At 67.9% G+C, this 26,773-nt stretch carries 18 protein-coding genes and 1 pseudogene; 9 read left to right on the plus strand and 10 right to left on the minus strand.

Annotated elements, in window-relative coordinates; all coding sequences use genetic code 11:
• Positions 1-161 precede the first annotated feature (161 nt).
• Together ACFYO2_RS26880 and ACFYO2_RS26885 are read left to right on the plus strand one after the other, a co-directional pair.
• Positions 162-8,846 (plus strand): DNRLRE domain-containing protein, encoded by an 8,685-nt coding sequence (locus ACFYO2_RS26880; RefSeq protein ID WP_388353997.1) that lies wholly within the window; start codon positions 162-164, stop codon positions 8,844-8,846.
• Between the two features lie 125 nt (positions 8,847-8,971).
• Positions 8,972-9,457, plus strand: coding sequence for a hypothetical protein (locus ACFYO2_RS26885; RefSeq protein WP_388354000.1), 486 nt, complete (start codon positions 8,972-8,974; stop codon positions 9,455-9,457).
• Between the two features lie 38 nt (positions 9,458-9,495).
• Here the strand turns inward: ACFYO2_RS26885 and ACFYO2_RS26890 are convergent, their stop codons facing one another.
• From ACFYO2_RS26890 to ACFYO2_RS26920, 7 genes are all read right to left on the minus strand, one after another.
• Complete coding sequence (locus ACFYO2_RS26890; protein ID WP_388354003.1) at positions 9,496-10,452, minus strand: helix-turn-helix domain-containing protein; 957 nt, start codon at positions 10,450-10,452, stop codon at positions 9,496-9,498.
• A 197-nt stretch (positions 10,453-10,649) separates the two neighbouring features.
• Positions 10,650-11,654, minus strand: coding sequence for a 3,4-dihydroxyphenylacetate 2,3-dioxygenase (gene hpaD / locus ACFYO2_RS26895; RefSeq protein WP_388354006.1), 1,005 nt, complete (start codon positions 11,652-11,654; stop codon positions 10,650-10,652).
• Positions 11,651-13,159: a 5-carboxymethyl-2-hydroxymuconate semialdehyde dehydrogenase gene (gene hpaE, locus ACFYO2_RS26900; RefSeq protein WP_388354009.1), complete on the minus strand. Its 1,509-nt coding sequence runs from the start codon at positions 13,157-13,159 to the stop codon at positions 11,651-11,653. The genes hpaD and hpaE overlap by 4 nt, the downstream gene beginning before the upstream one ends.
• On the minus strand, positions 13,156-14,088 hold the full coding sequence (gene dapA, locus ACFYO2_RS26905; protein WP_388354012.1) for a 4-hydroxy-tetrahydrodipicolinate synthase: 933 nt from the start codon (positions 14,086-14,088) through the stop codon (positions 13,156-13,158). The genes hpaE and dapA overlap by 4 nt, the downstream gene beginning before the upstream one ends.
• Entirely contained in the window at positions 14,085-15,530 is a 1,446-nt protein-coding gene (locus ACFYO2_RS26910) for a fumarylacetoacetate hydrolase family protein (RefSeq protein ID WP_388354015.1), read from the minus strand. The genes dapA and ACFYO2_RS26910 overlap by 4 nt, the downstream gene beginning before the upstream one ends.
• Positions 15,530-16,996, minus strand: a complete 1,467-nt coding sequence (gene hpaB / locus ACFYO2_RS26915) for a 4-hydroxyphenylacetate 3-monooxygenase, oxygenase component (protein ID WP_388354018.1) — start codon at positions 16,994-16,996, stop codon at positions 15,530-15,532. Before hpaB ends, ACFYO2_RS26910 begins: the two co-directional genes overlap by 1 nt.
• Before the next feature lie 59 nt (positions 16,997-17,055).
• Positions 17,056-17,559 carry a flavin reductase family protein gene (locus ACFYO2_RS26920; RefSeq protein WP_388354021.1) on the minus strand — a complete coding sequence of 168 codons (504 nt, stop codon included), beginning with the start codon at positions 17,557-17,559 and terminating at the stop codon, positions 17,056-17,058.
• 357 nt (positions 17,560-17,916) lie between these two features.
• Between ACFYO2_RS26920 and ACFYO2_RS26925 the strand changes: the two genes are divergently transcribed.
• Positions 17,917-18,462 (plus strand): MarR family winged helix-turn-helix transcriptional regulator, encoded by a 546-nt coding sequence (locus ACFYO2_RS26925; RefSeq protein ID WP_388354024.1) that lies wholly within the window; start codon positions 17,917-17,919, stop codon positions 18,460-18,462.
• A 69-nt stretch (positions 18,463-18,531) separates the two neighbouring features.
• Here the strand turns inward: ACFYO2_RS26925 and ACFYO2_RS26930 are convergent, their stop codons facing one another.
• A complete protein-coding gene (locus ACFYO2_RS26930) occupies positions 18,532-19,581 on the minus strand; it encodes a response regulator transcription factor (protein ID WP_388354027.1) in 1,050 nt (349 codons plus the stop codon).
• Between the two features lie 715 nt (positions 19,582-20,296).
• Here ACFYO2_RS26930 and ACFYO2_RS26935 point away from each other — a divergent pair.
• The 4 genes from ACFYO2_RS26935 to ACFYO2_RS26950 all read left to right on the plus strand — a co-directional run bounded on the left by ACFYO2_RS26935 (position 20,297) and on the right by ACFYO2_RS26950 (position 23,608).
• On the plus strand, positions 20,297-21,112 hold the full coding sequence (locus ACFYO2_RS26935; protein WP_388354029.1) for an oxidoreductase: 816 nt from the start codon (positions 20,297-20,299) through the stop codon (positions 21,110-21,112).
• A gap of 157 nt (positions 21,113-21,269) precedes the next feature.
• Positions 21,270-22,352, plus strand: a complete 1,083-nt coding sequence (locus ACFYO2_RS26940) for a hypothetical protein (protein ID WP_388354032.1) — start codon at positions 21,270-21,272, stop codon at positions 22,350-22,352.
• A gap of 50 nt (positions 22,353-22,402) precedes the next feature.
• Complete coding sequence (locus ACFYO2_RS26945; protein ID WP_388354227.1) at positions 22,403-22,993, plus strand: TetR/AcrR family transcriptional regulator; 591 nt, start codon at positions 22,403-22,405, stop codon at positions 22,991-22,993.
• A gap of 264 nt (positions 22,994-23,257) precedes the next feature.
• The gene (locus tag ACFYO2_RS26950; RefSeq protein WP_388354035.1) at positions 23,258-23,608 is read left to right on the plus strand and encodes a DoxX family protein; all 351 of its coding nucleotides are present in this window, start codon (positions 23,258-23,260) and stop codon (positions 23,606-23,608) included.
• Positions 23,609-23,712: 104 nt separating this feature from the next.
• Here the strand turns inward: ACFYO2_RS26950 and ACFYO2_RS26955 are convergent, their stop codons facing one another.
• Entirely contained in the window at positions 23,713-24,771 is a 1,059-nt protein-coding gene (locus ACFYO2_RS26955) for a PucR family transcriptional regulator (protein ID WP_388354038.1), read from the minus strand.
• Between the two features lie 260 nt (positions 24,772-25,031).
• Here ACFYO2_RS26955 and ACFYO2_RS26960 point away from each other — a divergent pair, with 260 nt between their 5' ends.
• On the plus strand, positions 25,032-25,517 hold the full coding sequence (locus ACFYO2_RS26960) for a hypothetical protein (RefSeq protein WP_388354252.1): 486 nt from the start codon (positions 25,032-25,034) through the stop codon (positions 25,515-25,517).
• A 138-nt stretch (positions 25,518-25,655) separates the two neighbouring features.
• Positions 25,656-26,045, plus strand: a pseudogene (locus tag ACFYO2_RS26965) (DNA repair ATPase); the annotation flags it as partial.
• Between the two features lie 106 nt (positions 26,046-26,151).
• Here the strand turns inward: ACFYO2_RS26965 and ACFYO2_RS26970 are convergent.
• Positions 26,152-26,652, minus strand: a complete 501-nt coding sequence (locus tag ACFYO2_RS26970; RefSeq protein ID WP_388354040.1) for a CBS domain-containing protein — start codon at positions 26,650-26,652, stop codon at positions 26,152-26,154.
• Positions 26,653-26,773 lie beyond the last annotated feature (121 nt).

The raw sequence follows: 26,773 nt of genomic DNA on the forward strand, positions 1-26,773 counted from the left end.
TAACGGACACCCGGACGCCGGATAAGAGTCTGTTTGGTGCGCAGTTGCCGAATATTCCTGTCAGTTGACTTTGTATCAGCTGTGTGGCTAGAAACTCGTCGCCGCCTCGTGTGATTTCCCTTCCCTGCAGGTGGGGGAGCCGGCGGCACGTTTCGATCACAATGTTCGAGGAAAGGTTTGGCGTGAGACCCAGATGGGGCACGCTCATAGCGTGCCTAGTGGTATCCGCGGTGACGAGTACCGCGCTGCCACAGGTTGCTTATGCCGCGTCCGCTTCCGGCGGTGACGACAAGGGAATTGTCGATGCCGTCAAGGGCTGGTTCGCGGATGACAGCAACGGAAACGACAAGCCACCGTCACATGACGAATTGGGAATTGCCGACCGGCAAAAGCTCCCCAGGGGCAAGAACGACCCGAAGGCGAAGCGGGTCAGGGAGCTGACCGGACGGCGTACCGCGAACGCCCGCTTCTGGCAGTTGTCCGACGGCCGCGTCCAGGCGGAGCTGTCGGCGGTGCCCACGTCGTACCGCTCCGGCACGGGCAAGACGAAGTCCTGGAAATCGATCGACACGACCGTGCGCGGCACGCAGGCCAAGGGCTTCGAGTTCGCCAACGCCACCAACAACGGGCGCAGTTGGTTCGGTGGGGACGCCGATCGTCTGGTGCGCTTCGCGGCGCCGGACGGCCGCTCGGTCACCCTCGGCCTGGAGGGGACGGGCGGCTCGCTGAAGCCGAAGGCCAAGGGCTCCACGGTCACCTACAAGGACGCGGTGCATGGCGCCGACCTGGAGTACGCCGTGGGCCCGGGCCGGGTGAAGGAGAACATCACCCTCGCCGAACGCCCCGACGGCCCGCTGAAGTTCACCTTCACGCTGGACACCGACGGACTCACGCCGAAGGCCCGCGAGGACGGCTCGATCGCGCTGTACGGCGAACTGCCGCACACGCCCGAACTCGTCATCCCCGCTCCGTACATGACGGACGCGAAGAAGGCGGACAGGTCGGTCTTCGGGAAGACCTACAGCACCAAGGTCACGCAGAAGCTCACCCGGGACGGCAAGTCCTGGAAGCTGACCGTGGCGCCGGACACGGCGTGGCTGGCCGCGAAGGAGCGGCAGTACCCGGTCGTCATCGACCCGACGATCACCATCGCGCCCTCGCCGACCGACTCCCAGGACACGATGGTCCTGTCGGATCAGGCGTCGACGAACTTCAACACCAGCTGGAAGCTGGCGGCGGGCAAGACGGACACGGGGACCGCCCGTTCGCTGATTAAGTTCCCGCTGAGCGAGATCCCGTCGGGTACGACGATCGACTCGGCGCGCCTGGAGATGTACTTCGACCAGGCGCACACCACCAATGCCAACGATGTCACCATCGGCGCCTACCGGGCGACCGGGGCGTGGGACGAGACGTCGGCGACCTGGAACAGCACCAGTTCGTACGTCGGCGAGCTGTCCGGCACCAGCGTCCAGGTGGACGACGGCGACGCGGGCACCACGGCGGCCGTCGGCTCCTGGCCGGCCTCCACCTCGTCGCTGGCCCAGTACGGCATCGGCGCCGACTACCGCGCCAACAAGGACGCCGTCGCCGGGGACACCTACACCTGGCAGCCGAACATCAAGGACACGGGCAGCTACAAGGTCGAGGCGCACTACGTGGCCGCGACCGACCGTGCCACCAACGCCCCGTACACGGTGACGTCCCAGGACGGCACCGCCACCTACCCGGTCAACCAGCAGACCGGCACCAACGGCGTGTGGGCCGCTCTCAACGGCGGCTCGCAGATCAACTTCGCCAAGGGCACCGCGGGCAAGGTCGTCCTCGGCGACGGCCCGGCCTCCACGTCCACGGCGGTGATCGCGGACGCGGTGCGGTTCACCAACCCGGCGTCGATCGTGAAGAACACCGGCGAGTACAACCAGTGGCACAAGTTCCCGGTCACCGACACCGTGCAACAGTGGCTGAACGGCACGGCCAACAACGGATTCGTGCTGAAGGCCACCGACGAGACCTCGACCGCCCCGACCGGCGGCCCGCGCTACGAGTCCGGTGACGGCGACTACGGCGGCGAGACGTCGACCATCCCGCGCCTGACGGTCACCTACGGCAAGGTCGGCACGACGCTGAACTCGCCGACCGTGGTGCACGGCACGGGCCCGGAGCTGAGCTGGAAGGCGTACTCCAACACCACCGGTGACAGCGGTCTGGACATCGCCGAGTACCAGCTGCACCGCTCCACGCAGCAGGTGTTCACGCCGTCCGCGGCCACCCTGGTGGCGCCCGTCGACAAGGCGGTCACGGCGTACACGGACACCACCGCGACCCCCACCCCGGACTCCTCCTCGGCGGAGATCGGCCGCTCGTACTACTACCAGCTCGCGGTGAAGACGAACGACGGCCAGCTCCTCGGCTCGCCCACCCGCATCGTGGGTGTGCCGAAGGCGGGCCGCACCATGCGGCTGATCCAGGGCACCTCCGGCGTCACCGACACGACCCTGTCGTCCGCGCAGCCGACGACCAACGAGGACACCATCCAGTCCTTCAACGTCGGCCAGAAGTGGCTGAGCGTCGGCAACAACTCCTCGACGTACGGCAAGACCCGCGCGGCCATGAAGTTCACCACGTCGAGCATCCCGACCACGGCCACGGTGCTGGAGTCGCGCCTGTTCATGTGGGGCGCGGAGACCACCACCGGCACCAACGGCGCGATCTACGAACTCCACGGCCTGACCAAGGACTTCGCCGAGACGACGGCGACCTGGAACAACGCCACGTCGACCACGCCGTGGACGGCGGCAGGCGGCGACTACTCCGCCACCGTCTCGGACACGGTCGGCACGGTCTCCGAGGTCGGCCGCCACTGGTGGGACGCCACCAGCCTCACCCAGGGCTGGACCAGAACCCCGTCCAGCAACCACGGCGCGCTGGTCAAACTCAAGGACGAGACCACCGGCCCCCAGGAACGCACCCTGTTCCTGACGTCGGAGGCGCCCGACCCGCAGCTCGGCCCGCTGCTGCGCGTGATCTACGTCGACTCCACCACCGACGACACGTACTACGCGCCGCAGACCCCGGCCCGGATGACCCCGAACACCACGTACACGGTGGAGTTCACGGTCACCAACACCACCGCTTCGGCGTGGGCCACCGGTGAGCGGGAGCTGTCCTACACCTGGAAGCTGCCCGACGGCACGGACGTGACCACCGGCGGCAACCAGCTCAAGGTGCCGATCCCGGCCCTGCTGCCGGGCAATTCGGCAACCATCCAGGCCGAGGTCGCCACCCCGATCAACTCCGACTCCGGCAACAAACGCAACGAATACGTCCTCGGCTGGGACGTCCGCAAAATCTCGGACGGCACCTGGCTGTCCGCCGGCACCGGCGCCATCCCGTCACTGAAGCAGAACGTGGCGGTCGAGGACCCCACCTCCAACACGCTGGGCCTGGAGAAGTTCTACGGCTACACCGGGAAGAACACCGGCGCCGGTGCGAGCTTGATGAACAACCTCGCCTCCGGCGATGCGGTGTGGTCCTACAACGCGTTCAACAACCCGGGTCGGGGTCTGAACACGTTCTTCCGGCTGGCCTACAACAGCCTGGACACCTCCGACACGGTCTCCGGTGCGGGCTGGTCCATGCAGGCGTCAGGGCCGATCCGGCTCGGGGCACCGCTGGACTTTCACCCCAACCCCAACCCCACCGAGGTGCGCCTGCCCGATGGCGACGGCACCACCCACGTGTTTCGTTGGGACTCGGCCACGAGCTCGTGGAAGGCGCCGGCCGGCGTGCATTACAAGCTGGCTGCCAAGGCGGGTCTGGACTGCACCCCGAACAAGGACCCGATCCCGGACGCCTGGACGATGACCCGGCCGGACGGTACCCGGTTCCTGTTCGGCTGTGACGGCTACCTGACCTCCACGGTGGACAAGAACGGCAACACCATGCTGTTCACCTACGAGGAGCGCAAGTCCAACAACAAGCCGACCAAGTTCCTGACGTACATCACCGACCCCGCGTCGCGGCAGACGCTGACGGTGGACTACTTCAAGAAGGGCGATGCCTCCTACGAGTACGTCTCGAGTACCGGCACCATCGCCACGGGCTCGAACCTGACCAACTCCAAGATCTACGACCACATCAAGTCGGTCACCGACGTCTCCGGCCGTAAGATCAACTTCTGGTACACCGACAAGGGTCTGCTCGGCCAGTTCACCGACGGCGTAGGCTCTTCGCAGCCCAAGGTGTTCAAGTTCGTCTACGACGCCACGCAGGGCAACAAGAACGTCAAGATGGTGTCGGCCACCGACCCCCGGGGCAACGCCACCAGGCTGGACTACTACGCCCCGCAGACCGGTGACGACCCGAAGTACCACTGGTGGACCAAGACCATCACGGACCGGCTGAACAACAACACGACGTTCGCCTACCAGGCGGACACGACGAACACGAAGTTCACCGACACCAAGGTCACCGACGCGGAGTCGCACGTCACGGACTACGTCCTGGACGACTTCTCCCGCCAGGTGAAGTCCACCAACGCCAAGTCCGAGACCATGGACCTGTCCTGGGACGCGGACAACAACGTCGTCCTCCAGAAGGAGGCAAACGGCGCTCAGACCACCTGGACGTACGACCAGAAGACCGGCAACCCGCTGACGATGAAGGACGCGGAGGCCAACAAGAACGGCACCGCGGGGACGGTCTACACGTACCAGACCCGTGCGGACGGCTTCTCGGCCGATCTATTCACCAAGACCTCCCCCGAGGGCCGCAAGTGGCAGTTCGGCTATGACGCCTTCGGCAACCTGAAGACGGTCACCGATCCCCTGGGCGTCGCCACCACCTCGGTGCCCGACGACTACACCACCAAGTACGACTACGACGGCTACGGGCAGTTGGCCAAGGCCACCGACGCCAACGGCAATGCCACCGTCAACTCCGACTTCGACGTCATGGGCTACCCCAAGACGATCAGCGACGCGGAGAGCCACGCCACCTCGTTCGTCTACGACGGGCGCGGTCAGGTCACCTCGGTGACCGACGTGCTGGGCACCACCACCACCCAGACCTACGACGCTTTCAAGCGTCCGCTGGTCAACAAGGTGCCCAAGGAGCAGGCGCAGGGGGTGTTCATCACCACTCCGGCCCCGGTGTACGACGCCAACGACAACGTCACCAGCAGCACCGCCCCGGACGGCGTGGTGTCCACCGCGGTCTATGACTCCGCGGACCAGGTGACCGAGTCGACCGGCCCGGACAACAACCTGAGCGGTCGCACGACGCGCTACGCCTACGACAAGGTCGGCAACGTCAAGACCACGACCGAGCCCAAGGGTGTGGCGACGACCTCCGTCCCGGACGACTACGTCACCACCAACAGCTACAACGAGATCTACCAGCTCATGGCGGTGGTGAACGCCCAGGGCGACAAGGTCTCCTACGAGTACGACAACGTCGGCAACGCGGTCACGGTCATCGACCCGAAGAAGAACGCCACCGTCGACACCACCGACTACACCAGCAAGAGCTCCTTCGACCTCAACCACCGCGTGACCAAGGTCACCGACGCGGCGGGCAAGTTCACCACGAGCGAGTACGACAAGGACTCGCTGATGGTCAGGAGCACCGACAAGGAGGGCAACACCAGCGAGGTCGTCTACGACCAGCGCGGCAAGACGATCGAGCAGAGGGTCCCGTACTCGGCCGGCACCCTTCGCATCACGAAGTACGAGTACGACCAGATGGGCAACGCCACCAAGGTGATCAGCCCGCGCGGCACCGCCACCGCGGCCGTGGACGACTTCACCAGCCGCACCGAGTACGACAAGCTCAACCGTCCGGTCAAGCAGTACCAGCCCTACGACCCGGCGGACGCGCGCTACAACGACCCCAACGTTTACACCCAGACGACCTACGACGCGGTCGGCCGCACCTCGCGGGTCTCCGCGCCGCCGTCGGCGGGTCAGACGGTCCGCAGCGACACCGACTACACCTACTTCGACAACGGTTGGACCAAGACGTCCACCGACCCGTGGGACATCGTCACCTCCTACGGCTACAACCAGACCGGCCAGCAGGTCTCGCGCACCCTCACCTCCGCCGGTGGCTCCAGCTCGCGGACCCAGGGCTGGGCGTACTACCCCGACGGCAGCATCCAGGCCCGCTCCGACGACGGCGTGCCGGTCGGCGCCCACGTGGTGGTGGCCGACAACTCCGACAGTCAGACCGTCGCGGCGACGGGCACCTGGGCCACGGCCACGGCCACCGGCCAGCAAGGCTACGACCACCGCACCCACGCGGCTGGGGCGTCGACGGACACGTTCACCTGGACCCTGAACGTTCCGCAGGACGGCAGCTACACCGCCTACGCGAAGTACCCGACGACCTCGGGCGCCTCCACGGCGGCGAAGTACACCGTCACCCACGACGCCGGCACCACCGCCAAGACGGTCAACCAGACCACCGGCGGCGGCACCTGGGTCTCGCTGGGCTCGTTCACCTTCAAGCAGGGGAACACGTCCAAGATCACCCTGGCGACCGACGCCTCCGGCAAGGTCGTCGCCGACGCGGTGAAGATCGTCCGTACCGTCACCGAGACGGACAACGAGAAGAAGAACTTCACCTACTCGTACGACCTCAACGGCAACCTCACCTCGATCGGGGACACCTCCTCGGGTGCCAAGGTCGACACCTACTCGATGACCTACACCGGCCTCAACCAGGTCCAGAAGGTCAGCGAGTCGCTGTCCGGCGTCGAGAAGAAGGCCACGTCGTTCACCTACGACGCCAACGGCCAGAAGCAGACGACGAGCCACCCGGACCAGTACGCGCAGTACATCTACGACCTGCGTGACCTGGTCAAGACGGTGAAGGTCGGCAAGTCCGCATCGGACGCCTCGCCGAAGACCACCGACTACACCTACACCGACCGCGGCCTGCGGCTGAAGGAGACCAAGGCCAACGGCAACACGGTCGACTACACCTACTACCTCAACGCGGCGCTGAAGGCCCAGACCGAGAACAAGCCCAACGGCATCCTGGTCTCCTCGCACACCTACGCCTATGACGCCAACGGCAACCAGGCGCAGGACGTCGCGTCGAAGATGAACGCCGACAACCACGGCGCGTATCTGAACTCCACCACGAACTACACATACGACCCGGTCAACCGGCTCGCCCAGTCCGTGAAGACGGGTACCGGCGCGGGCACCGAGACTTACGTCCACGACAACAACGCCAACGTCGTCACCCAGACGATCAAGGACGTCACGACCAACTACACCTACGACCGCAACCGGCTCCTCAGCTCCAGCATCGGCGCCGCGAGCAACAGCTACAACTACGACCCGTACGGCCGACTGGACACGGTCGTCGCGGCCGGCAAGGTGGTCGAGGACCGGGACTACGACGGCTTCGACCACGTGGTCAAGAACGCCAAGCTGCAGGCCGACGGGGTCAGCACGAAGACCACCACCTACGTCTTCGACCCCCTGGACCGCACGGCGTCCAAGACGGAGGCCGGCAAGACCACCGACTTCAACTACCTCGGTACCTCCAGCGAGGTTCTCAACGAGGCCGTTGCCGGCGCGGTCACCAAGTCCTACCAGTACAGCCCGTGGGGCGAACGCCTGACGCAGCTGAAGCACAACACCGACGGCTCCGAGGAGCTCGGCGTCTACGGCTACAACGGCCACACCGACGTCGAGACCCTCACCGACACCACCGGTGACACCAAGTCCACCTACGGCTACACGGCCTACGGCAACAACAACGACGCCGAGTTCACCGGCATCGACAAGCCCGACACCGCCCAGCCCGACAAGGAGGCGTACAACCCCTACCGCTTCAACGGCAAGCGCTGGGACGCCGCCAGTGGCACCTACGACATGGGCTTCCGTGACTACAGCCCCGGCCTGAACCGCTTCACCAGCCGGGACATGTACAACGGCGCCCTGTCCGACATGCGGCTGGGATCGGACCCCTTCACGGGGAACCGCTACGCCTTCACCGGCGGCAACCCGATCAGCAGCGTCGAGATCGATGGTCACAACTGGTGCGAAGGTGGCTCCTTCTGCCCCTGGGACGACAACTTCGCCTCTGCGTGGGTCGGCACCGTCACGACTGTCGCCGACACGCTTGCCAGCCCCGTGGTCGCCGCGGAACCGATTCTTCGGGAGAAGTGCCCTGGATGCTTCGGAACTCCTGGTAACCCCAACGGGGTGGATCTGGGATTCGAATGGGTCTCAGGCAGCGGCCCCAGGCATCGGGACTTCGGCGGAAACGACGCCTTCACGCAGTCGCTCATGGACCACTACCACGTCCAGCGTGTGCGGGAGATCGCGGCCGACAACATCAACATCGGAAACTATAATCTGGGCAAGAACGTCCACCAGTACACAGACGACTCGGGGGTCGTACGGAATAACGGCTTGGATCACTCGCTGAACAGCAAGTCTCTCATCATGGACTTCACGTCGAACATGTCCGCGGCGTTCCTCGGTTCCTACACCATGGACTACACGGTCAAGTCGGTCGACAAGGAGGCGGGGACGGCGACCATTCAGTTCCATGTGAACAACAAGAGCACCATGAACTCTGGAACGCATATCGCCCCGGAACTCGGCGGGTACAGCGAGTGGTGGACCGAACACATCGCCGAACCCCTCAATTCGTATTACGGTACGGGGCGTTTCAGCACGAAAAAGCAGGATATAACGTGGACGGAGACGGTGGACCTCGAAGATCCCAAGACTCCGTCGCAGTCATCGTCATCGTCATCGTCGTCGGAGGAGTCGAGTGGCTTCCTGGACACCGTGACAAGTTGGCTGGGCAGCCTCTTCTGACAGCAGGCTGACGTGCTCGCTCCCGGCCGGTTGTCCGGTCGGGATGCGCCTTGAAAAACGGCGTGGCCGCCCCCGGGGATACCTGGGGGCGGCCACGCCGCCCGGAACGACTGGAAGCAGATGGCGTGAAGCCCGACGTATTTCGCATCAGTGCAAGCCTTGCGACTGCCACCTTGACGGTGCTCGCCTCGACCGCTTGCGGGACAGGCAAACCCGCCTACGTCTATCCGGAGACCGTACATCATTCTGAATTGGTTGGTCGATGGGATGGGGATCGGAAATGCGGATCCCCGCTTCCGGTAATTCGGTTGCGTGATGACTACGCGTTTTCTGTCAAGGATTATCCGATCGAGTGGGACGGCCCCGTGCCGGACGCAAAGGTGACGCGCATTTCAGCCGACGGAAAATGGCATGCGGTCTCAAAAGACCCTGGCCTGCCTCCCTATTTGGTTCTCAATTTCGAGAACCGGAATGACAGCAGGTTTCTCACATTCACTTTGGAGCAGGGGAAGCTGCGGATGGATGGGAGTGTCCAGGCGGGCGGCGGGGACCCCTATATCTACCCATGTCACTACAAACGCACTTCTGTAGACCCCGAATTCGGCCGATAGTGGGCCTGTTCGAAGAGGGGCAACCTAACGGAGTCCTACTAGGCGCCCAGCGCCGTGCGCCCGGCCCCGCGTGCCTCCGACGGGCTCATGCCGTAGGCGCTCTTGAAGGCGTGGCTGAAGTGGGCGGGGTCCGGAAAGCCCCAGCGGCTTCCGACGGTGGCGACGGGCATATGGGCGAGCGCGGGGTCCGCGAGGTCGCGCAGGCACTCGGTGAGGCGACGCTCCCGGAGCCAGCCCGAGACCGTGTATCCCCGCTCGGCCAGCAGCTTGTAGAGGAAGCGCCGCGAGATGTGGTGGGCGGCCGCGATCCGGTCGGGGCCGAGCCCCGGGTCGGAGAGCCGCTGCTCCATGTACGTGAGGATCCGCCGGGCCAGCAGCTCCCGCCCGTCGTCCTGCCGCGTCACGTGCACGGCGCACCGCTCCGAGAGCATCGCGCCGACCAGGTCGACCACGCTGTCCGCGAGCCGCTGCGTGCCGAGAGCGTCCAGTTGCCGCACCTGCCCGGCCAGTCCGCACAGGAGCGGGTGCACCACGGGCCCCAGTCCGTCGCTGCACGACACGGTGGTGGCGATCATGCGGTTCAGGTCGCGTTCGGGCAGCCTGAGCATGACCCGCGGGAACATCAGCACGAGTGTGCGGTACGGCTGGTCGAAGTCGAGTGTGTACGGGTGCCGGGTGTCGTAGATGGCCAGCTCGCCCGGCTTGAGCAGGGCCTGGCGGTCCGCCTGGGTCAGCATGCACTGCCCGGCCAGCTGAAGACTCACCTTGACGAAATCGGCCGGGTCGGCGGCGATGTGCCTACGGGTGTGGGCGACGCCGTGCGGATCCGCGGCCACGACAGACACCTGCACCGCGCCGAGCTGGGAGGTGTGCAGGGAGGCGTGGAAGTCGGGAACCTCGCGCGGCAGCGCTTCCAGCGGCACGAAACTCTGGCCGACCACGTCCCGCCAGAACTCGAAGCGTCCTGCGGAGGTGTCGTCCGACGGAGTCGTCATCGAGGGCATGGGTCTCCTCTGCGGGCCCTTCGGCAAGCCGGCAGCTAGGCGTGCCGCCGGATACTAACTGTCGTATCCGGTTTTTACAAAGTGTGATGAATGGGGTGTATAAGAAGATCCTGTGTCTGTCGAGGGCGCGGCGAGGGGGTCCCGGAAGGGCGCGAAGCACCCCCGGGTCCCCCCACCGCCCGGAAGCATCAGCCGAGGCCGTCCGCACCCACCTGAACCGCGGACTCGTCGAGAACCGTGTCGGTCACGGGCTGCGGGTGCCCGGAGAGGTCGAGGACGGGGGCGGCCTCCTTGTACCAGGACTCGATGACGGCGTTGCCCCAGAAGTCGCGGCGGCGGTCGTCGCGCACGTTCCAGCGGTACGTCTCGTGGTCCGGGTCACCGGTGTAGTAGTCCGAGGTGTAGATCTCCACGCGGTGGCCGTCGGGGTCGCGCAGGTAGAGGTAGAAGGCGTTGGAGACGCCGTGCCGACCCGGACCCCGCTCGATGTGGTGCTCTTTGTGCAGCGAGCCGAAGATGTCGGCCGCGCGCAGTACCTGGTGGGACTCGTGGGTGGCCACACCGACGTGGTGCAGGCGCGGCCCGGCACCCCCCGTGAAGGCGACGTCATGGACGGTCTGCTTGCGGTACATCCAGGCCGCGTACAGCTCGTGCTCGTCACCCTCGATCGTTTCCGAGCAGCCGAAGCCGAGGGACTGGTAGTGGGCGTAGGCGGCCGGGATGTCGGGGGTGCAGATGTTGAAGTGGTCCAGGCGGGCGATCTCGGCGCCGTGGCGGAGGTCGTAGCGCTGGATGAGGCGCTCGGCGCGGGCGATCTCGTGAAAAAACTCCACGGGGAAGCCGAGCGGGTCGATGACGCGGACCGCGTCGCCGACACCGTGCGTTCCCTCGCCCTTCTTCAACCGCTTGACCGGGCAGCCGAGTCCGGCGAAGAACTTCTCCGCCTTGTCGACGTCCTCGGGGGTGCGGACGCGATAGGAGATGTGGTCGAGGGCCGCCAGGTCGCCCTTGCGCAGCACCAGCGAGTGGTGGGTGAGTTCGTCCGTGCCGCGCAGGTACAGCGACCCGGCGTCCTCGTACTGGATGTGGAAGCCGAGCATGTCGACCCAGAACCAGCGGGCGGCACCGAGGTCGGTGACGGCGAGCTGGGCGTAGGCGGACCGTACGACGTCGGGGGCGTTCGAGGCGGTCATGAGGTGGCTCCGAAGCGGGGGGTGTGCACCTCGGCGAGGGCGACGTGGACGATCTTCGATTCGGTGTAGAAGTCGATGGAGTGCGCGCCGCCCTCGCGGCCGACGCCGGAAGCCTTGACCCCGCCGAACGGAGTGCGCAGGTCGCGGACGTTGTGGGAGTTGATCCAGACCATGCCGGATTCGACGGCGTGCGCGATGCGGTGGCCGCGCTTGAGGTCCGAGGTCCAGACGTAGGCGGCCAGACCGAACTGCGTGGCGTTCGCGAGTTCCACGGCCTCGGTCTCGTCGTCGAAGGGAGCGACGGCCACGACCGGGCCGAAGATCTCCTCCTGGAAGATACGGGCGTCGCGTTCGACGTCGGCGAAGACGGTGGGCTGGAGGTAGTTGCCGTCGGCGAGGTGCTCGGGGCGGCTGCCACCGGCGACCAGACGGCCCTCCTTCCTGCCGATCTCCACGTAGTTCAGGACGCGCTCGTAGTGTTCGGGGTGGACCAGTGCGCCGACCTCGGTGGCCGGGTCGGAAGGAAGCCCGACGCGTACGTTCGCGGCCCGCTCCGCCAGTCGCCGGGTGAACTCCTCGTACAGCGGGCGCTCGACGAGTACGCGTGAACCTGCCGTGCAGCGCTCCCCGTTGAGGGAGAACACGCCGAAGACGACCGAGTCCAGCGCGGCCTCGAGGTCGGCGTCGGCGAAGACGACGACCGGCGACTTGCCGCCCAGCTCCATCGACACCGTCTTCAGGTGCTCGGCGGAGGACCGGATGATGCGCCGGCCCGTGTCGGAGGAGCCGGTGAAGGAGATCAGCGGCACGTCCGGGTGGTCGACGAGGGCCTGGCCGGCCTCCTCGCCGATGCCGTGGACGATGTTCACCACCCCGGCGGGCACGCCTGCCTCTTCGAAGATCTCCGGCCACAGCGACGCGGACAGCGGGGTCCACTCGGCCGGCTTGAGGATCAGCGTGCAGCCGGACGCCAGCGCGGGTGCCAGCTTCCAGCTCTCCAGCATGAACGGGGTGTTCCAGGGAGTGATCAGCCCGGCGACTCCCACCGGTGTGCGCACCACATAGCTGAACTGGTCGTCGCCCTGCCGGAACGCCTCCTCGCCGAGGGCCACGATGACATCCGCGAAGTAGCGGAAGTTCTCGGCGGCGCGCCGCGCCTGGCCGCGGGCCTGCGTGATCGGCAGCCCGGAGTCGTACGACTCGAAGGCGGCGAGCCGGTCATGACGGGCCTCGACGGCGTCGGCGATCCGGTACAGGACACCCGCGCGTGCCCGGTTGGACAGCCCGGCCCACTCCGGGAACGCGACACGGGCAGCCGTCACCGCCCGGTCCACGTCGGCCACGGAGCCACGCGCGGCCTGTGCGTAGGCCGTGTTGGAGACCGGGTCGGCGACGTCGAAGGTGCGTCCGTCCGCGGCGTCGACGAGGGCACCGCCGATCCAGTGCGGGATCACGGAGGGAAGGTGCTCAGGGGTGGAGGGAAGGTGCTCAGGGGTGGTGCTCACTGCGCGGCTCCGATCTGCTGGGTGAGGTCTCCGCCCTCGCGGAGCAGCGCGCGGATCTTCGACAGGCCCGCGTCGGTGGGAGAGGTGAGCGGCGGTCGGACATGGGGCGACGCGATACGTCCCTGCTGGTGCAGCACCCACTTCGCCGGCGCCGGGTTCGTCTCGACGAACAAGAGGTCGACGAGCGGGTGCAGGCGGTAGTGGAGATCGCGGGCACCGTCGAAATCGCCCGCCTCCCACAGCTCGTACATCCGAGCCACCGCGCCGGGCGCCAGATTCGCGACGGCTGAGACGAACCCGGCACCGCCGAGCGCGAGCAGCGGCAGACAGAGCAGCTCGATGCCGGACCACACCAGCAGTGAGCGCCCGCAGGCGTGCAGCACGCGTGAGAAGTGCTCGAAGTCCTTGGTGGTCTCCTTGACGCCCACGAAGTTCTCGAAGTCGGTGAACAGCCGCTTCACTGTCTCGGGCGCGATGTCGACGGCCGTGCGCGAGGGCACGTTGTAGGCGACGATCGGCAGGTCCGGGAACTCCCGTGCGACGATCGCGTACCACTGGTACAGCGCCTCCTGCGTGGGGCGCGCGTAGTACGGCGTGATGACGAGCGCGGCGTCGGCGCCCAGCTCCGCCGCGGCGGCGGTGAGTTCGAGGGTCTCATCCAGCTTGTGGGATCCGGTCCCGGGCAGGAACGGGACGCGGTCGCCGATCTCCTCGACCGCCGTCCGCATCCCCGCGATCCGCTCGCTGACGCTCTGCGCGCTGGGCTCGCCGGTGGAGCCGCCCAGCGAGATGCCGTGCGAACCGGACTCCAGCTGGAAGCGGATCAGCGCGCGCAGGCTGTCGTGGTCGACGGCTCCGTCCGCGGTGAAGGGGGTGATGGCGGGAGCGATGGATCCACGGATGGCGGACGGGTCGCTGCGGAATTTCATGTGGGCTCTCCTTGCGTGCTGTGCTGCTTGCGCCACCGCTCGTACATCTCGTGCCAGTCGGGGCCGAGGGGATACAGGCCGTCGATGTCGTGTCCGGCGCGCACCTGCTCGGTGATGAAGCGCTCCTTCTGTTCCTGCTCCCGGCAGTCGGTGATCAGGTCCTCGGCCAGCTCGGGCGGCACGACGACCACGCCGTCCGCGTCTCCCACCAGCAGGTCGCCGGGCTGCACGAGGGCTCCGCCGCAGGCGATCGGCACTCCCGTGTCCCACGGCACATGGCGGCGGCCGAGGACGGAGGGGTGGGCTCCGCCGTGGTAGACGGGCAGACCCAGTTCGGTGACGGCGGCGCTGTCGCGCAGCCCTCCGTCGGTGACCACCCCGGCCGCGCCGCGCTGTTGGGCGCGCAGGGCGAGGATGTCGCCGAGCGTGCCGGCGGAGGTGTCCCGGCGGGCGTCCATGACCAGCACATGGCCGGGTCGCAGCTGCTCGATGGCCCGCTTCTGCGCGTTCATGCCGTTGCCGTACCGCTTGAACAGGTCCTCGCGCAGCGGCAGGTAGCGCAGCGTGTGGGCGACGCCGACCATCTTCGTGTCCGGCTGTGTGGGACGTACCCCGTCGATGGACATGTGCGGCAGTCCCCGTCCCCGCAACTGTGCGCTGAGTGTGGCGACCGCGACCGAACGCAGTCCGTCCTCGATGCGTTCGTCGAGCAGTGGCTCGGGTGTGTACGCGGCTCCGTGGGCGGCCTCGCGTTCGGCCGCGTCCGTCCTCGGCATCGCTCCATACGTCTCCAGGGCGGGCCCGGAGGCGATGGGGTTGCGCAGCCGCCCGGTGGACTGTCCGCTGCCGGTGACCTCGACTTCCACCGTGTCGCCGGGGGAGACGACGGACGCGCCGGCCGGAGTGCCTGTCAGGATCACGTCCCCGGGCTCCAGGGTGACCAGTCTCGACAGATCGGCGACGAGCTGTCCGAAGGGGAAGAGGAGCGTGTCGGTGGTGTCGTCCTGCACGAGTTCGCCGTTGACCCAGGTACGCAACTGGAGTGCGTCCGGGTCGAGTTGGCGGGCATCCAGCAGCCGCGGCCCGATCGGCGTGAAGCCGTCCGCGCCCTTGGAGCGGAGGTTCGAGCCGCGGTCGGCATACCGCAGGTCGTAGACCCCGGCGTCGTTCGCGGCGGTCACCCACCGCACGTGGGACCAGCCGTCCTCCGGCCGCACCCGCTGGGCCCGGCCGCCGATGACCAGGGCAATCTCGCCTTCGAACCCGAGCAGTTCACACCCCTCCGGGCGGACGATGGCCTCCTTGGTGCCTGCCAGCGACGAGGGGGGCTTGAGGAAGTAGGAGGGCTGAGCCGGGATCCGGCCGCGCTCCTTGGCCCGGCTGGGGTAGTTGAGATGGACAGCGATGATCTTCGACGGGGGGTTCCCCAGGGGGTGCGTCATCAGGAGCGCTCCAGGCTGCGCTGATTCAAGAAGTCCTGGACCTTCGCCTTGTACGGCTCGCGGTCGTACGACTTCACGTACGCGCCGGCCATGCGGACGGGGTCGCCGAAGAAGTAGTACTCGTACAGGGCCTGGCGGCTGGAGAAGGCGGAGATGCAGGTGTCCCAGACGAGACGGAAGAGCTTCACGCGCTCGGGGCCGGTGAGGGTGGCCGACTGGAGGTAGGCCTCGATGTCGGCGGCCGCCGGGCCGGTGATGTCGAGTTCGGTCGGGGTGGCCATCAGGCCGGAGGCGCCGAGCTTGCGCAGGATCTGCGGGAAGCGCTGGTAGAGCTTGGGGTAGAGGTTGCGGGCGGCGTTGAGGGGGGCCCAGGCCGGGGTCAGCACCCCGTACTCGTTGACCTCGGCGTCGGCTTCCGCCGCGCGAAGGAACGCGCGCAGCGTCTCCAGCGTGGTGATGATCTCGGCGATGTCCTCCTGGACGTGCTGGAACTGCTCGATGCCGATGGCCTCCGTGAGCAGTGTCACCAGTCCGAGGATGTACTCGGTCTTGGCGGTTGTGCGGGTGACGACCTGGTGGGTCATGTGCACCACGGAGGACGTCTGGGAGTAGAAGCCGTTGCACAGCTCGGCGTCACCGAGCGCGAAGCAGCGCTCGAAGGGCACGTGCACGTCGTCGAAGACGACCACACAGTCCGATTCCTCGAAGCGGGAGGCGAGGGGGTGGTCGTGGCGCGGGCGGTCGTAGTCGAGGGGCTCGCGGGCGATGTAGCGCAGGCCGGGGGTGTCGTTGGGGATGGCGAAGGCGTACGAGTACGGCTTGTCCTCGGGCGTGCCGCGGAGCACGGTCGAGGGGAAGACGAGCATCTCGTCGGCGAAGGGGGCGATGGTGGCGAGCATGCGCGCCCCGCGGATCACCACGCCGTTGTCGTCCTCCTTCACGATGCGTGCCGCGAGCTTGCCGCCCGCCTGCTGGGTGCCCGCCACCGCCCGGTTGACCTGCGGCGGGATCAGTGTGTGCGTGCACAGCAGATCCTCTTCGCGGGCCTTCTCGTAGTAGCGGCGGATGTTCTCGCCGAAGGCGGGGTTGGCCTGTGCGAACCAGTCGGCGGCCGACGCGAGCGCCATCAGGGAGCTGTTCATGTAGTCGCCGGTGCGGCCCAGCATGCCGTTGCTGTGGTCGGCCCACACCTTGAACGCCTTACGGCGCTTGACGAGCTCGTCGGGTGTGCGCGGAGTGAGGAAGGACGTGCCGACCGGCTCACCGGAGGTGGGGGACGTGTACGTGAGGACGTCCTTGTGTTCGTCGCTGTGCTGCAGGTCGTACAGCTCGGCGTAGGTCTGCACCACGTTGCGGAAAGCGGGGTGTTCCTGGATTCCCCCGGTGAGCGTCTCGCCCTGGATGTGCACGGTGGGGCGGGACTGGGAGAGGCGATCGAGGAATTCCTTGCCGGTGCGTGCGGCCATGGCGGTTCTCCTGGGGAGTGCGGTGGGGCTTGAGAGGGGGTGGGGCGGGCGGAAGAGCTTCAGAAGAGGTGCTCGATGCCGTCGGTCGACTCGGTCGTGGACGCGAAACGGCTCCAGGCGTAGGTCAGGGCGTCGCCGTCGCGGTGACCGAGGTCGGTGACGCGGCCGAGGACCAGGGTGTGGTCGCCGCCGTCGTACGCGCGCCAGGGCTCGCACTCCACCCAGGCGAGCGGGTCGGCCAGCCGGGGGACGCGCGCGCCCGCTGCCCAGCGGGGCTCCGCGGTGCTCGGGGCCCCCGCGAACAGCCGAGCCAACTCCTCCTGTTCGGCACCGAGGATGTTCACGCAGAAGGGCCCGTCGGCCAGCTGGTCGTGGCAGCGGGCCCGGCGGGCGACGCTGACCAGCACGAGCGGCGGTTCGGCGGACACGGACGTGAAGGAGTTCATGGTGGCGCCCCGCGGACCGCTGTCGGTCGCGTACGACACCACCGTGACGCCGGTGGCGAAACGGGACATGCAGGCACGCAGCGCGCCGGGACTGGGGGGAGCGAGTGCTTCGGGCATACGAGGTTCCTTGGGATCGATCGCCCGCCGGACCGTCCCCGTCGACGGAGAAGGAGGAACGGCCGGGGCTACCCGGCCGCGCATCGGGACGCACGGCCGGGAGGAGACCTGTCCCCTGACAGACCCAGGGGACAAAGCAGGACAACTACTGCTCAGGGCATGTAATCAATGCTTTGATTAATTGGGGACCGTACCCCCGCCGGCATCTGGGGGGAAGCCCTCGGGTGAAGGTTTTTTACGGTCCGGAAACCTGGACGGGGTGCCGACGTGTGCCCGCCTCCCGCATGCGGTCAGTGATGCCGCCCGTGATGCCGCCCGTGATGCCGCCCGTGATGCCGCCCGACCTAGACTCCGACTGTGACCCAGGAACCGGAACCGCTGGATGCCGACCACCTGCACTTCTGGTCGTTCATCGACCACGCCGTCGACCGGGCATCGCGGGAACTCCCCGGCATCGACCCGCTCGCCATGCGGCTGGTGCTCACCCTCCACCGCGCGGCCAACATGCTCGTCTACGACCTCGAATCCGCCGTACACCGGCCTCGCGGCTGGTCATGGCCTGGCTTTCGAGTGCTGTTCGCCATCTGGCTGTCGGGCCCGGTCGAGGCGAAGAAGGTCGCGGAGCTGTCCGGCATGAGCCGAGCCGCCGTGTCGGCGCTGGTGAACACGCTGGAACGGGACGGCCTGGTGAGCAAGGAGCGCGCCTCCTACGACGGGCGCGCGGTCCAGCTCGGCCTCACCGAGGCCGGCCTGCATGCGATCACCACTGCCTTCCAGGCGCACAACGCACGTGAACAGGAGTGGACGGGCGCCCTCAGTGAGGACGAGCAGCAGACCCTCATCGAGTTGCTCGGCAAGCTGACCGCGCACTCCGCGCACTTCGACGTCCGGCATCGGACCTGAGGGGTTTTCCCGGGGCAACTCAGCGATGGGCGTCAGCGGGCCGCCCGGTCCCTCCCCGAAGGCGGCCGGTCAGCCGATCAGATGCAGCCCGTCCCCGAAGTCGATGCGCGCGAGATCGGCGCGCGAGACGATACCGAGCTTGGGGAACACGTTGGCCAGGTGATGACCCACCGTGCGAGGACTGATCAGCAGCTGTGCCCCGATCTCCCGGTTGGTGAGCCCCTGCGCGGCCAGCCGTGCGACTCTCAACTCCTGCGGCGTGAGGATGGCTGCGGTGTCCCGGGCCGGTGAGTCGCGGCGCAGGTGCTGCCCCGTCAGCTCCTGTTCGGCCCGGGTGCGGGCAAGCAGGGGCGCCGCGTCCAGTCGCCGGAAGATCTCCGCGGCTTCGGCGAGCTGGGTCCGGGCGTCGGAACGGCGGCCGGCCCGCCGCAGCCACTCGCCGTACAGCAGGCGCGTGCGGGCGTAGTTGAAGGGCCGCGACCGGGCTCCGGGAACATCCAGCGCAAGCCGGAACTGCTTCTCCGCGTCCGCTCCGGAGGCCAGCAGGGCATGGACAAGGTGCGTCGCGGAGATCGCCCACGCCGCCCCGGTCCGCTCGGCCCACCGCCGCAGCCGCCGCGCCTGTTCCTCGGCCGTCGCCCGCTGCCCTGTCTGGAGGGCGGCCTCGGCGGTGTCCGCCGCGGCGAGCACGGCGATGGTGGGGTGCGCAGTGTGGTGCCCGTGCTCGGTCAGCCGGACCAGGTGGTCCAGGGCCTCCTCGGCCCGGCCGGCGAAGAGCGCCGTCATGCCGAGGTTCCACTCCGCGCCTGCGCTGAAGGCGCGCATCCCACACGGCAGCCACACCTCGATGGTCCGGGCGGCGAAGTCTGCGACGGTCTGCTCCTCGCCTCGCGCGGCCGCCAGCCATCCGAGACTGGCGCGGCACTGCGCCGCCAAGAGGTCGTCGCCGGTCCCCTCGGCCACGTGGAGCCCCTCAAGAGCGTTCGACGTGGCCGAGGTCCAGGAGCCCTGGGCGATGCCCAGCGCAGCCGTCTGTGCCAGCGCCTGGGTCAGGGCGGTGACCTGGTCCGTGTGCCGCAGCGTGTCGATTTCAGCGCGCCCGGAGCCACTGCCGGCCACCCGAGTTCAACGACACCTGGCCAAATCTTGACGGACACGGTGACGGACACGGTGACGGATCCGTTTTCCTCGCTTCCTCCGTAGCGTCGGGCTCGATCAGTGCACTCGCTGCCCACCGCAGGGGGAAGACATGGTGACGGCGATCCTGGGTCGTAGCGTCGGCAGGACAGGGCGACGCTCCCGCCGCTGCCGAGAGGGGTCTCGGAGAGCTGGAACTCCGCTTGGGCGACTACCTCCGCATCGCACGTCAGGAGAGCCAATGAGCACCGACTGCGAAGATCCGTTCGCGACCAGCGGATGACGCCTCCGGGATCACCTCCAGCGCCACGATCCAACGGCCTCCACCTGTTCGACACCGGCGGCCGGCGGGGGTTTCGGCATGTCGGAGACCAGGGGGTGGCCACCTTCAACCACCGGGACCGTCCCCGAAAACAGGGCTCGGTCGGCGTGTCGCTCTGAGGTGTTCAAGTCCGAAGTGGTGTGTGAGGACGGCATCGAGGCCGCCGTCGACGAGTGCGGCGGGTGATGCGAGGACTGCGGTGGCGGTCTCGGTCACCTGCTCGTCGTCCGCTCGTGATCTTTCCCGTAACGCACCCACGTATCCGGATCCTTTCTCGGATAGCCGGGCGTGACCCCTTGCCAACGACCGACGACCACCATATGGTCGTACGAACGTAAGGCATACGAACGTAATCTAAAACCAAGGGGATCCGTGATGGCGACAAACCAGCCGGTGGCGCTCGTGACAGGCGCGTCATCGGGGATCGGCAAGGAAACGGCCCGCGCCTTCGTCGCGGCGGGTTTCGAGGTGATCGGGACCGGCCGCAAGACCTCCGGACTCACCCCGCCCGACGGTGTGACGTACGTCGATCTCGACGTGGGCAGTGACGACTCGGCCACCGCCGCGGTCGCCGAGGTGATCGACCGGTTCGGACGCATCGACGTCCTGGTCAACAACGCGGGCATCGGCGCGTCGGGCGCCGTCGAGGAGAACTCCGTCGCCCAGGCCCAGAACGTCTTCAACATCAACGTCTTCGGTGTCATCCGTATGACGAAGGCGGTCCTGCCGCACATGCGCGCCCAGGGCGGCGGACGCGTCATCAACGTCTCGTCCGTCCTCGGGGTCGCCCCCCAGCCCTTCATGGCCCTCTACGTCGCCTCGAAGCACGCCATCGAGGGCTACTCCGAGTCGCTGGACCACGAGGTCCGCGAGCACGGCGTGAGGGTCCTCATCGTTCAGCCCGCCTACACCAAGACCAGCTTCGAAACCAACGCCGCGCAGCCCGACACCCCGCTGCCTCTGTACGCGGAGCGACGGCGCGTCTTCGACGAGGTGGTCGCGGAGGCGATGAAGGCCGGCGACGACCCCGCCGTCGTCGCCAAAGCGATCGTCACCGCGGCCACCGTCAAGAAGCCGAAGCTGCGCTACACCGCCGGCCCGCTGGCCTCACGCGTCACCACCGCGCGCCGCCTCGTCCCCGCCGGAACGTTCGACAAGCAGATCCGCAAGGGCAACCGCCTGCCCACCTGACCTACCGGCCCGGCTTCAAGGGCGCCGATGACCTGCCGGCCCGGCTTCAAGGGCGCCGATTGCGCCCGAATGTCTCCGCTGTACCCGACATCACTGGCCTCCCTGATGTCGGCGGAAGTCCATCGATCAGTCACTCGTTGATTTGCCAAGGAGAGTCATGCAGCAGCAACGCCAGCACACGGCCCGGCACCGCGCATCGAGCGCAAGGCGTTTCCTGAAGAAGAAGGTCGGAATCGCGCTGGCGGTCACCGCGACGGCGGCCGTCCTGGGGTCGGCCACGTCGGCGTCCGCATGGACGGGAGGCTCGTACAGCGGATCCATTGTCACCGACGTACAGACCGCGGCGAAGTTCGACTTCGACGCCGGCGAGATCCCCGAGAACATCACCGCCAACCCCGACGGCTCAGTGACCCTGTCCATGCTCGGCAGCTGCGCGGTGTGCGAGCGCACCCACGGGCCCGAGCTGATGCGTATCTCCCCGACCGGAGAGCGCACGGTCCTCGCCACCGGGCAGATCGGCGAGGCGATCAGCGGCAACGCCCGCGGCAGCGACGGCACCGTCTACTACGCGTTGTGGGCCCCGGGCAACGCGGACCGGAACGGCGTGTACAAGCTGCTTCCCGACGGTACCCCTCAGCGCGTCGCCGCTCTGCCCGCCGACTCGGGCCCCAACGGGCTCGCCGTCGACTCGGCCGGACGCACCCTCTACATCGCGGACAGCCTGAAGGGCACCATCTGGTCCGTTCCGGTCTCGGGCGGAGCGGTGACCCCGTGGCTGACCGACGCCGCTCTCGCACCGGTGCCCACCGAAGCCCTGCCGATCGGCGCCAACGGGCTCAGGTTCCACAACGGCGCCCTGTGGGTCACCAACTTCAACAAGGGCACCCTGCTGCGCGTACGGGTCACCACCACCGGCGCGCCCGGCCCCATCCGCCAGGTCGCGGGCGGCCTGCCCAACATCGACGATCTCAGCTTCCTGACCCCCTGGTCCGACGTGGTCTTCGCCGCGCAGAACGGCTCCTCCTCGCAGAACGGCCCGGACAGGGTCCTGGTGATCTACCCGGACGGCACCTACAAGCCCGTCCTGACCAGCGCGGACGGTCTCGCCTCACCCTCCGCGACCGCGGTTCTCGGCGACCGGCTGTACATCACCGACGGCGGGGTCCCCGAGCCCCACGACCCGAAACTGCAGACCGCGACGATCAACTTCACTGCTCTCCTTGCAGGCGCGGCACACTGACCTGACCAGCGGCAGCCGGGGCGCAAGCCCCGGCTGCGATGGAGGAACGCATCGTGCGATACACGAAAGAACACAAGCAGGAGACAAAACAGCGGATCATCACGACGGCCGGCCGCCGGCTCAAGCGCAACGGCATCGACGGCTCCGGCGTCGCGACGCTCATGAAGGACGCGGGCCTGACCAACGGCACCTTCTACGCCTACTTCACCTCCAAGGACGAACTCGTCGCCAAAGCGGTCGCCGACCAGATGCGCGCACAGCACGAGAACATCGTCGCCCAGGCGGCGCCCGGCCGTGCCGGACTCGAGCAGATCGTGCGCTGGTACTTCTCCACCGAGCAGCGCGACAACATCGACGACGGCTGTCCCAACGCCGCCCTGCTCGACGAGATCGGACGCTCCACGGATTCCACCCGGCAGGCATACACCGACGGCGCGCTGGTCCTCATCGACGGCTTCGCCGCCCGCCTGGCACCCCACGACCCGCCCTCGGCGCACCTGAAGGCACTCAGCCTCCTCGGCATGATGGCCGGGACCCTGCAACTCTCCCGTGCCCTGACCGACCGGCAACTCGCCGACGAACTCCTCGAACAGGGCATCCGCAACGCCCTCGCACTGCTGGATGCCGAGCAGCACAACTGATCGCTTCAGTCGGTGACCTGTATTCCATGTCGGGGATATCGAACTCGATGATCCCGACCCGGCGGGATCCCGGTGAAGATCACCCCGTTCGGGATCTGGCCACACCGATGGGCCTGCGGCCGCTCCCACTCGGCATCACCAGGACACCTCGCCCACGCCCACAACAATGCCTCGGACACGAGGCAGTCACATGACCGCGGTTCATCGCTTGCCGCACTGATTCCCGGACCGGTCGACGGTCCCCTTCCCCCTCCGGAGTTCTCCGTGTTCATCGCCTATGTAGTCCTCGCTGTCGTGCTGTCCCTGGTGCTGCTTTTCTCCGCCCGCCCGGACATCACCGGCGACCCGAAGATCACAGAGGGGCTCAAGGCGCTCGGGGTGCCCGACAGCTGGTTCTTGCCGCTCGGCCTGGTCAAGATCGCGGGCGCTCTGGGGCTGCTCGCCGGCATCGCCTACCGACCGTTGGGCATCGCGGCGGCGATCGGTGTCGTCCTGTACTTCCTGGGCGCCGTGATCACGCACCTCCGTGCAGGCGACAAGAAGGGAGTCGGCACCCCGGCCGCCATCATGCTCGTTTCCGTGGCGCCGCTGGTGCTGGGGTTCGCGACGGTCTGATCGCGCTCCACGATGGTTCAGAGGGCTTCGGCGTGTGCCTCGCCTTCGTCGCGCAGGCAGTCGGTCGTGGCGGTTGTCACGGTGGCCGGGACCGCGGGCCTACGTCAGAGGTCCTTGGCGGGCCAGTCCAGCAGCCGCGCGCCGATCACCGCCGTCTGGAGCATGTAACGGTGGGCGGGATCCGCGGGGTTGGCGCCGGTCAGCTTGTGGATGCGTTCCAGACGGTAGGTCAGGGCGCGCACGCTGAGGGTGAGGCGGCGTGCGGCCTCGGCAGCGACGCAGCCGGAGTCGAAGTACGCGGTGAGGGTGTCGAGGAGGGGCTGGGCGCCGCCGCGGGTCGTGGTGAGAGGGCCGAGGGTGTCGAGGACGAGGTCGGCCATGGCTTGGCGGTCGCGGGTGAGGACGGGGTAGACGAGAAGGTCGGCGGCTCGCAGGACGGGGTCGTCGAGGTCGAGGCGCTCGGCGAGTTCGAGGGCGTTGAGTGCCTCTTCGTAGGACTGGACGACGCCTCCGGGGCCGGGCTGGGGGCGGCCGATGGCGACCCGGCCGCCGTCGGTGGCGGTGTGCGCCTGCTTGGCGAAGTAGGTGAGCACCTCGTCCTGGGGACCGGGGGCAATGCACAGCAGCCGGCCGTCCTTGGTGGTGAGCAGGACGCTGCGGTCGCCGAAGCGGGAGATGAGCGCCCGTTCCACCTGCCGGGGCACCGGGTCGCCCTCGTCGTAGGCGTCCGGGCCCTGTGCGACGGCGACGGCGTGGGCGTGGGAGAGGCGCAGGCCGAAGCGTTCGGCGCGTTCGGCGAGGCGGCCGAGGTCGCTGCGGCCGTAGAGGAGGTCGTCGATGAACTCACGGCGGGCGGCCTCTTCCTGGCGTACGGCCAGGCGCTGGGCGTGTTCGTAGCCCTCGGCGAAGGCGTCGATCACTTGCTGCACGGCGGCCAGCGCGCTGTCGGTCGAGCCCGGCGTATGCGGCCAGGCTGCGCGCGCGGCGGTCAGGTGCGCGCTGATCAGGGCGCGCAGTCCGTGGCCGGCTTCCGCGGCCTGTTCCCCCAGGGCACGCCGGGAGGCGATCTCGTCCCGGGTAAGGCGCCGGCCGGTGGCCGAGACGTCCGTCAGGATGCGGTCATAGCCGTCGAGATACTGCTCGGGAATCTCCCGGTCGGTCACGTCGTCCCCGATTCTTGACGCGCCGATGACGGCTTCTTGACGGCCACCGGCATGCAGACCCTAGTGAACACTGCCGGGAATCGGCAATGCGCCGCCGGGATCCGATCGTGCAGCATGGTCGTGGGGAGCACGGCGGATGGTTCTGGTGCCGGATACCGGCAGGTGCCCGGCACCGGCAGGTGTCCGGCACCGGAGTCCGAAGGGGCTGTGCACCGTCGGACTCGACTGCTGCGCGCCGCGGCTGGGGAGGGGACTGGGAGATGCGGACGTTTCTGGTGGCCGCCACGGGACTGCCCACGATCCTGCTGACCGCCGCCCTGGTCGTGCTCGTGTGCTTCTGGCTGCTGGTCGCCGTCGGTCTCACCGGCGTCGACAGTTTCGACACGGACGTGGACCTGCGGGGGTGGCGCCTGGACGGGGTTCCCGCGACGATCGCTTTCTCGTTGCTGACGGTACTCGCCTGGTCCTTGAGCGTCGGGGCGGCAGTTGTGCTTGTTGTGTTCGCGCCTCCAGGACCTGCCACCGGGCTGTTGCGCCTCATCGTCCCGGTGGGAGCACTGCCCGTCGCCTGGGCCATGGCCTGCCTGATCGTAGGGACGTTGCACCGCTTCTTCCCGAAGCTGATGAAGCTCACGAACAGCGATGACACGAACGCCGGACAGGTGAAGCAACTGCTGGACAAGGCCGGTGAACTGGGCCTGGCTGACACCTCGCCCGCCGCGCTCAACGGCAGCGCAAGGGTCTGACCCGCCGCCGGGTCCTGACCGGCACGGCCAGGACCCGATCTGCGCTGACACGGCCTCACCTGGCCCGTGGTCCGGAGCTGCCGCACAGGGGACGGCAGCTCCGGACCACGTTTTTCTCCGACTTCCGAGAGGGACACCATGACCACCGGTCCGGACCCCGGCACGTACGAGGTGCTGCGCGACCGCCTCACCGCCCAGGTCGGCGAACTCGCCCGCCGCGCCGAGGCGCTCAACTCCCGCCGCGCCGAGGAGTTCGGCTCCACCCGGCTGGAGCTGACGCGCACCGAGCGGCTGCGCATCGAACACACCTGCGTCCCCCGCGACATCGTTTCCATCGGCGACGCCGTCCTCTTCGGCCACAACATTTTCCCCGGCCGGGGGCCCGAGACGGCCGTCGGCGATGTCTTCACGCTGCACGACGGCGACCTGAACCGGCTCCCCGACAACGCCGTGCCCGGCCTGCTCGACGACCCCGCCTTCGTCCGCGAGTTCGCCGCCCTCCACCGCTACTACCGCCAAGCCCGCATCCGGTGCTGGAGCGTTTGGTCCGATGGATCGACAGCGAGGTGTACCGGGGGATCCTGCGTGCTTCCGGCGTGGAGCAGCCGACACGCGCGCGAGCCCCACGGCCCGGTCAGGTGCTGCTCAACGCCCCTGCGGCGCCCAGCAGTTCGTGCAGCAGGTGTGAGGCCGTGATCACGCCCAGCAAGCGGGTGCTGCCTTGCTCCCGGCCGCCAGGTTCGGCCTTGACCTTTTCGGCGACCGCCACCAGCGGGCTGCGTACCTGTGCCATCAGAGCGGCCACCTCCAGCGCGGTGTCGTCGGGGTCGGCGATCGGCGGCGGTGCCGCCTTGCTGGACAGGCAGTCCCCGACACGTCGGCCGGCCAGCGCCTGACAGAGCCGGTCGGCGTGCTTCTCGTCGACGACGGCGGCGAGGGTGGGGTCCTCGATGACGTAGGCGGGCACCAGCACTTTGATCATTTGGGAGGCTGGCAGGATCGCCTTCGGCTGGCCCCGTTCGTCCAGTACCAGCAGGCCCGGCAGCTTGTGCTCGGCCATGAGCCGGGCCGCGTCCATGGCGTCGCTGTCGACGCTCACCGTTTCGTATTCGACCGCCAGGTCTCGAGCGCGCACGGCGGGCTCCTCTCCCACTGGAGATGTTCCTGCAGCCAGGGTCGTACGTCGTCGGAGTGGGGGCCAGGACATCGACGCGGAACATACGTGGCGGGCCCATGTGCACCAGCTGGGCGGTCGG

Origin of the sequence: Streptomyces sp. NPDC006602 (genome assembly GCF_042870385.1) — a bacterium.
Lineage (GTDB): Bacteria > Actinomycetota > Actinomycetes > Streptomycetales > Streptomycetaceae > Streptomyces.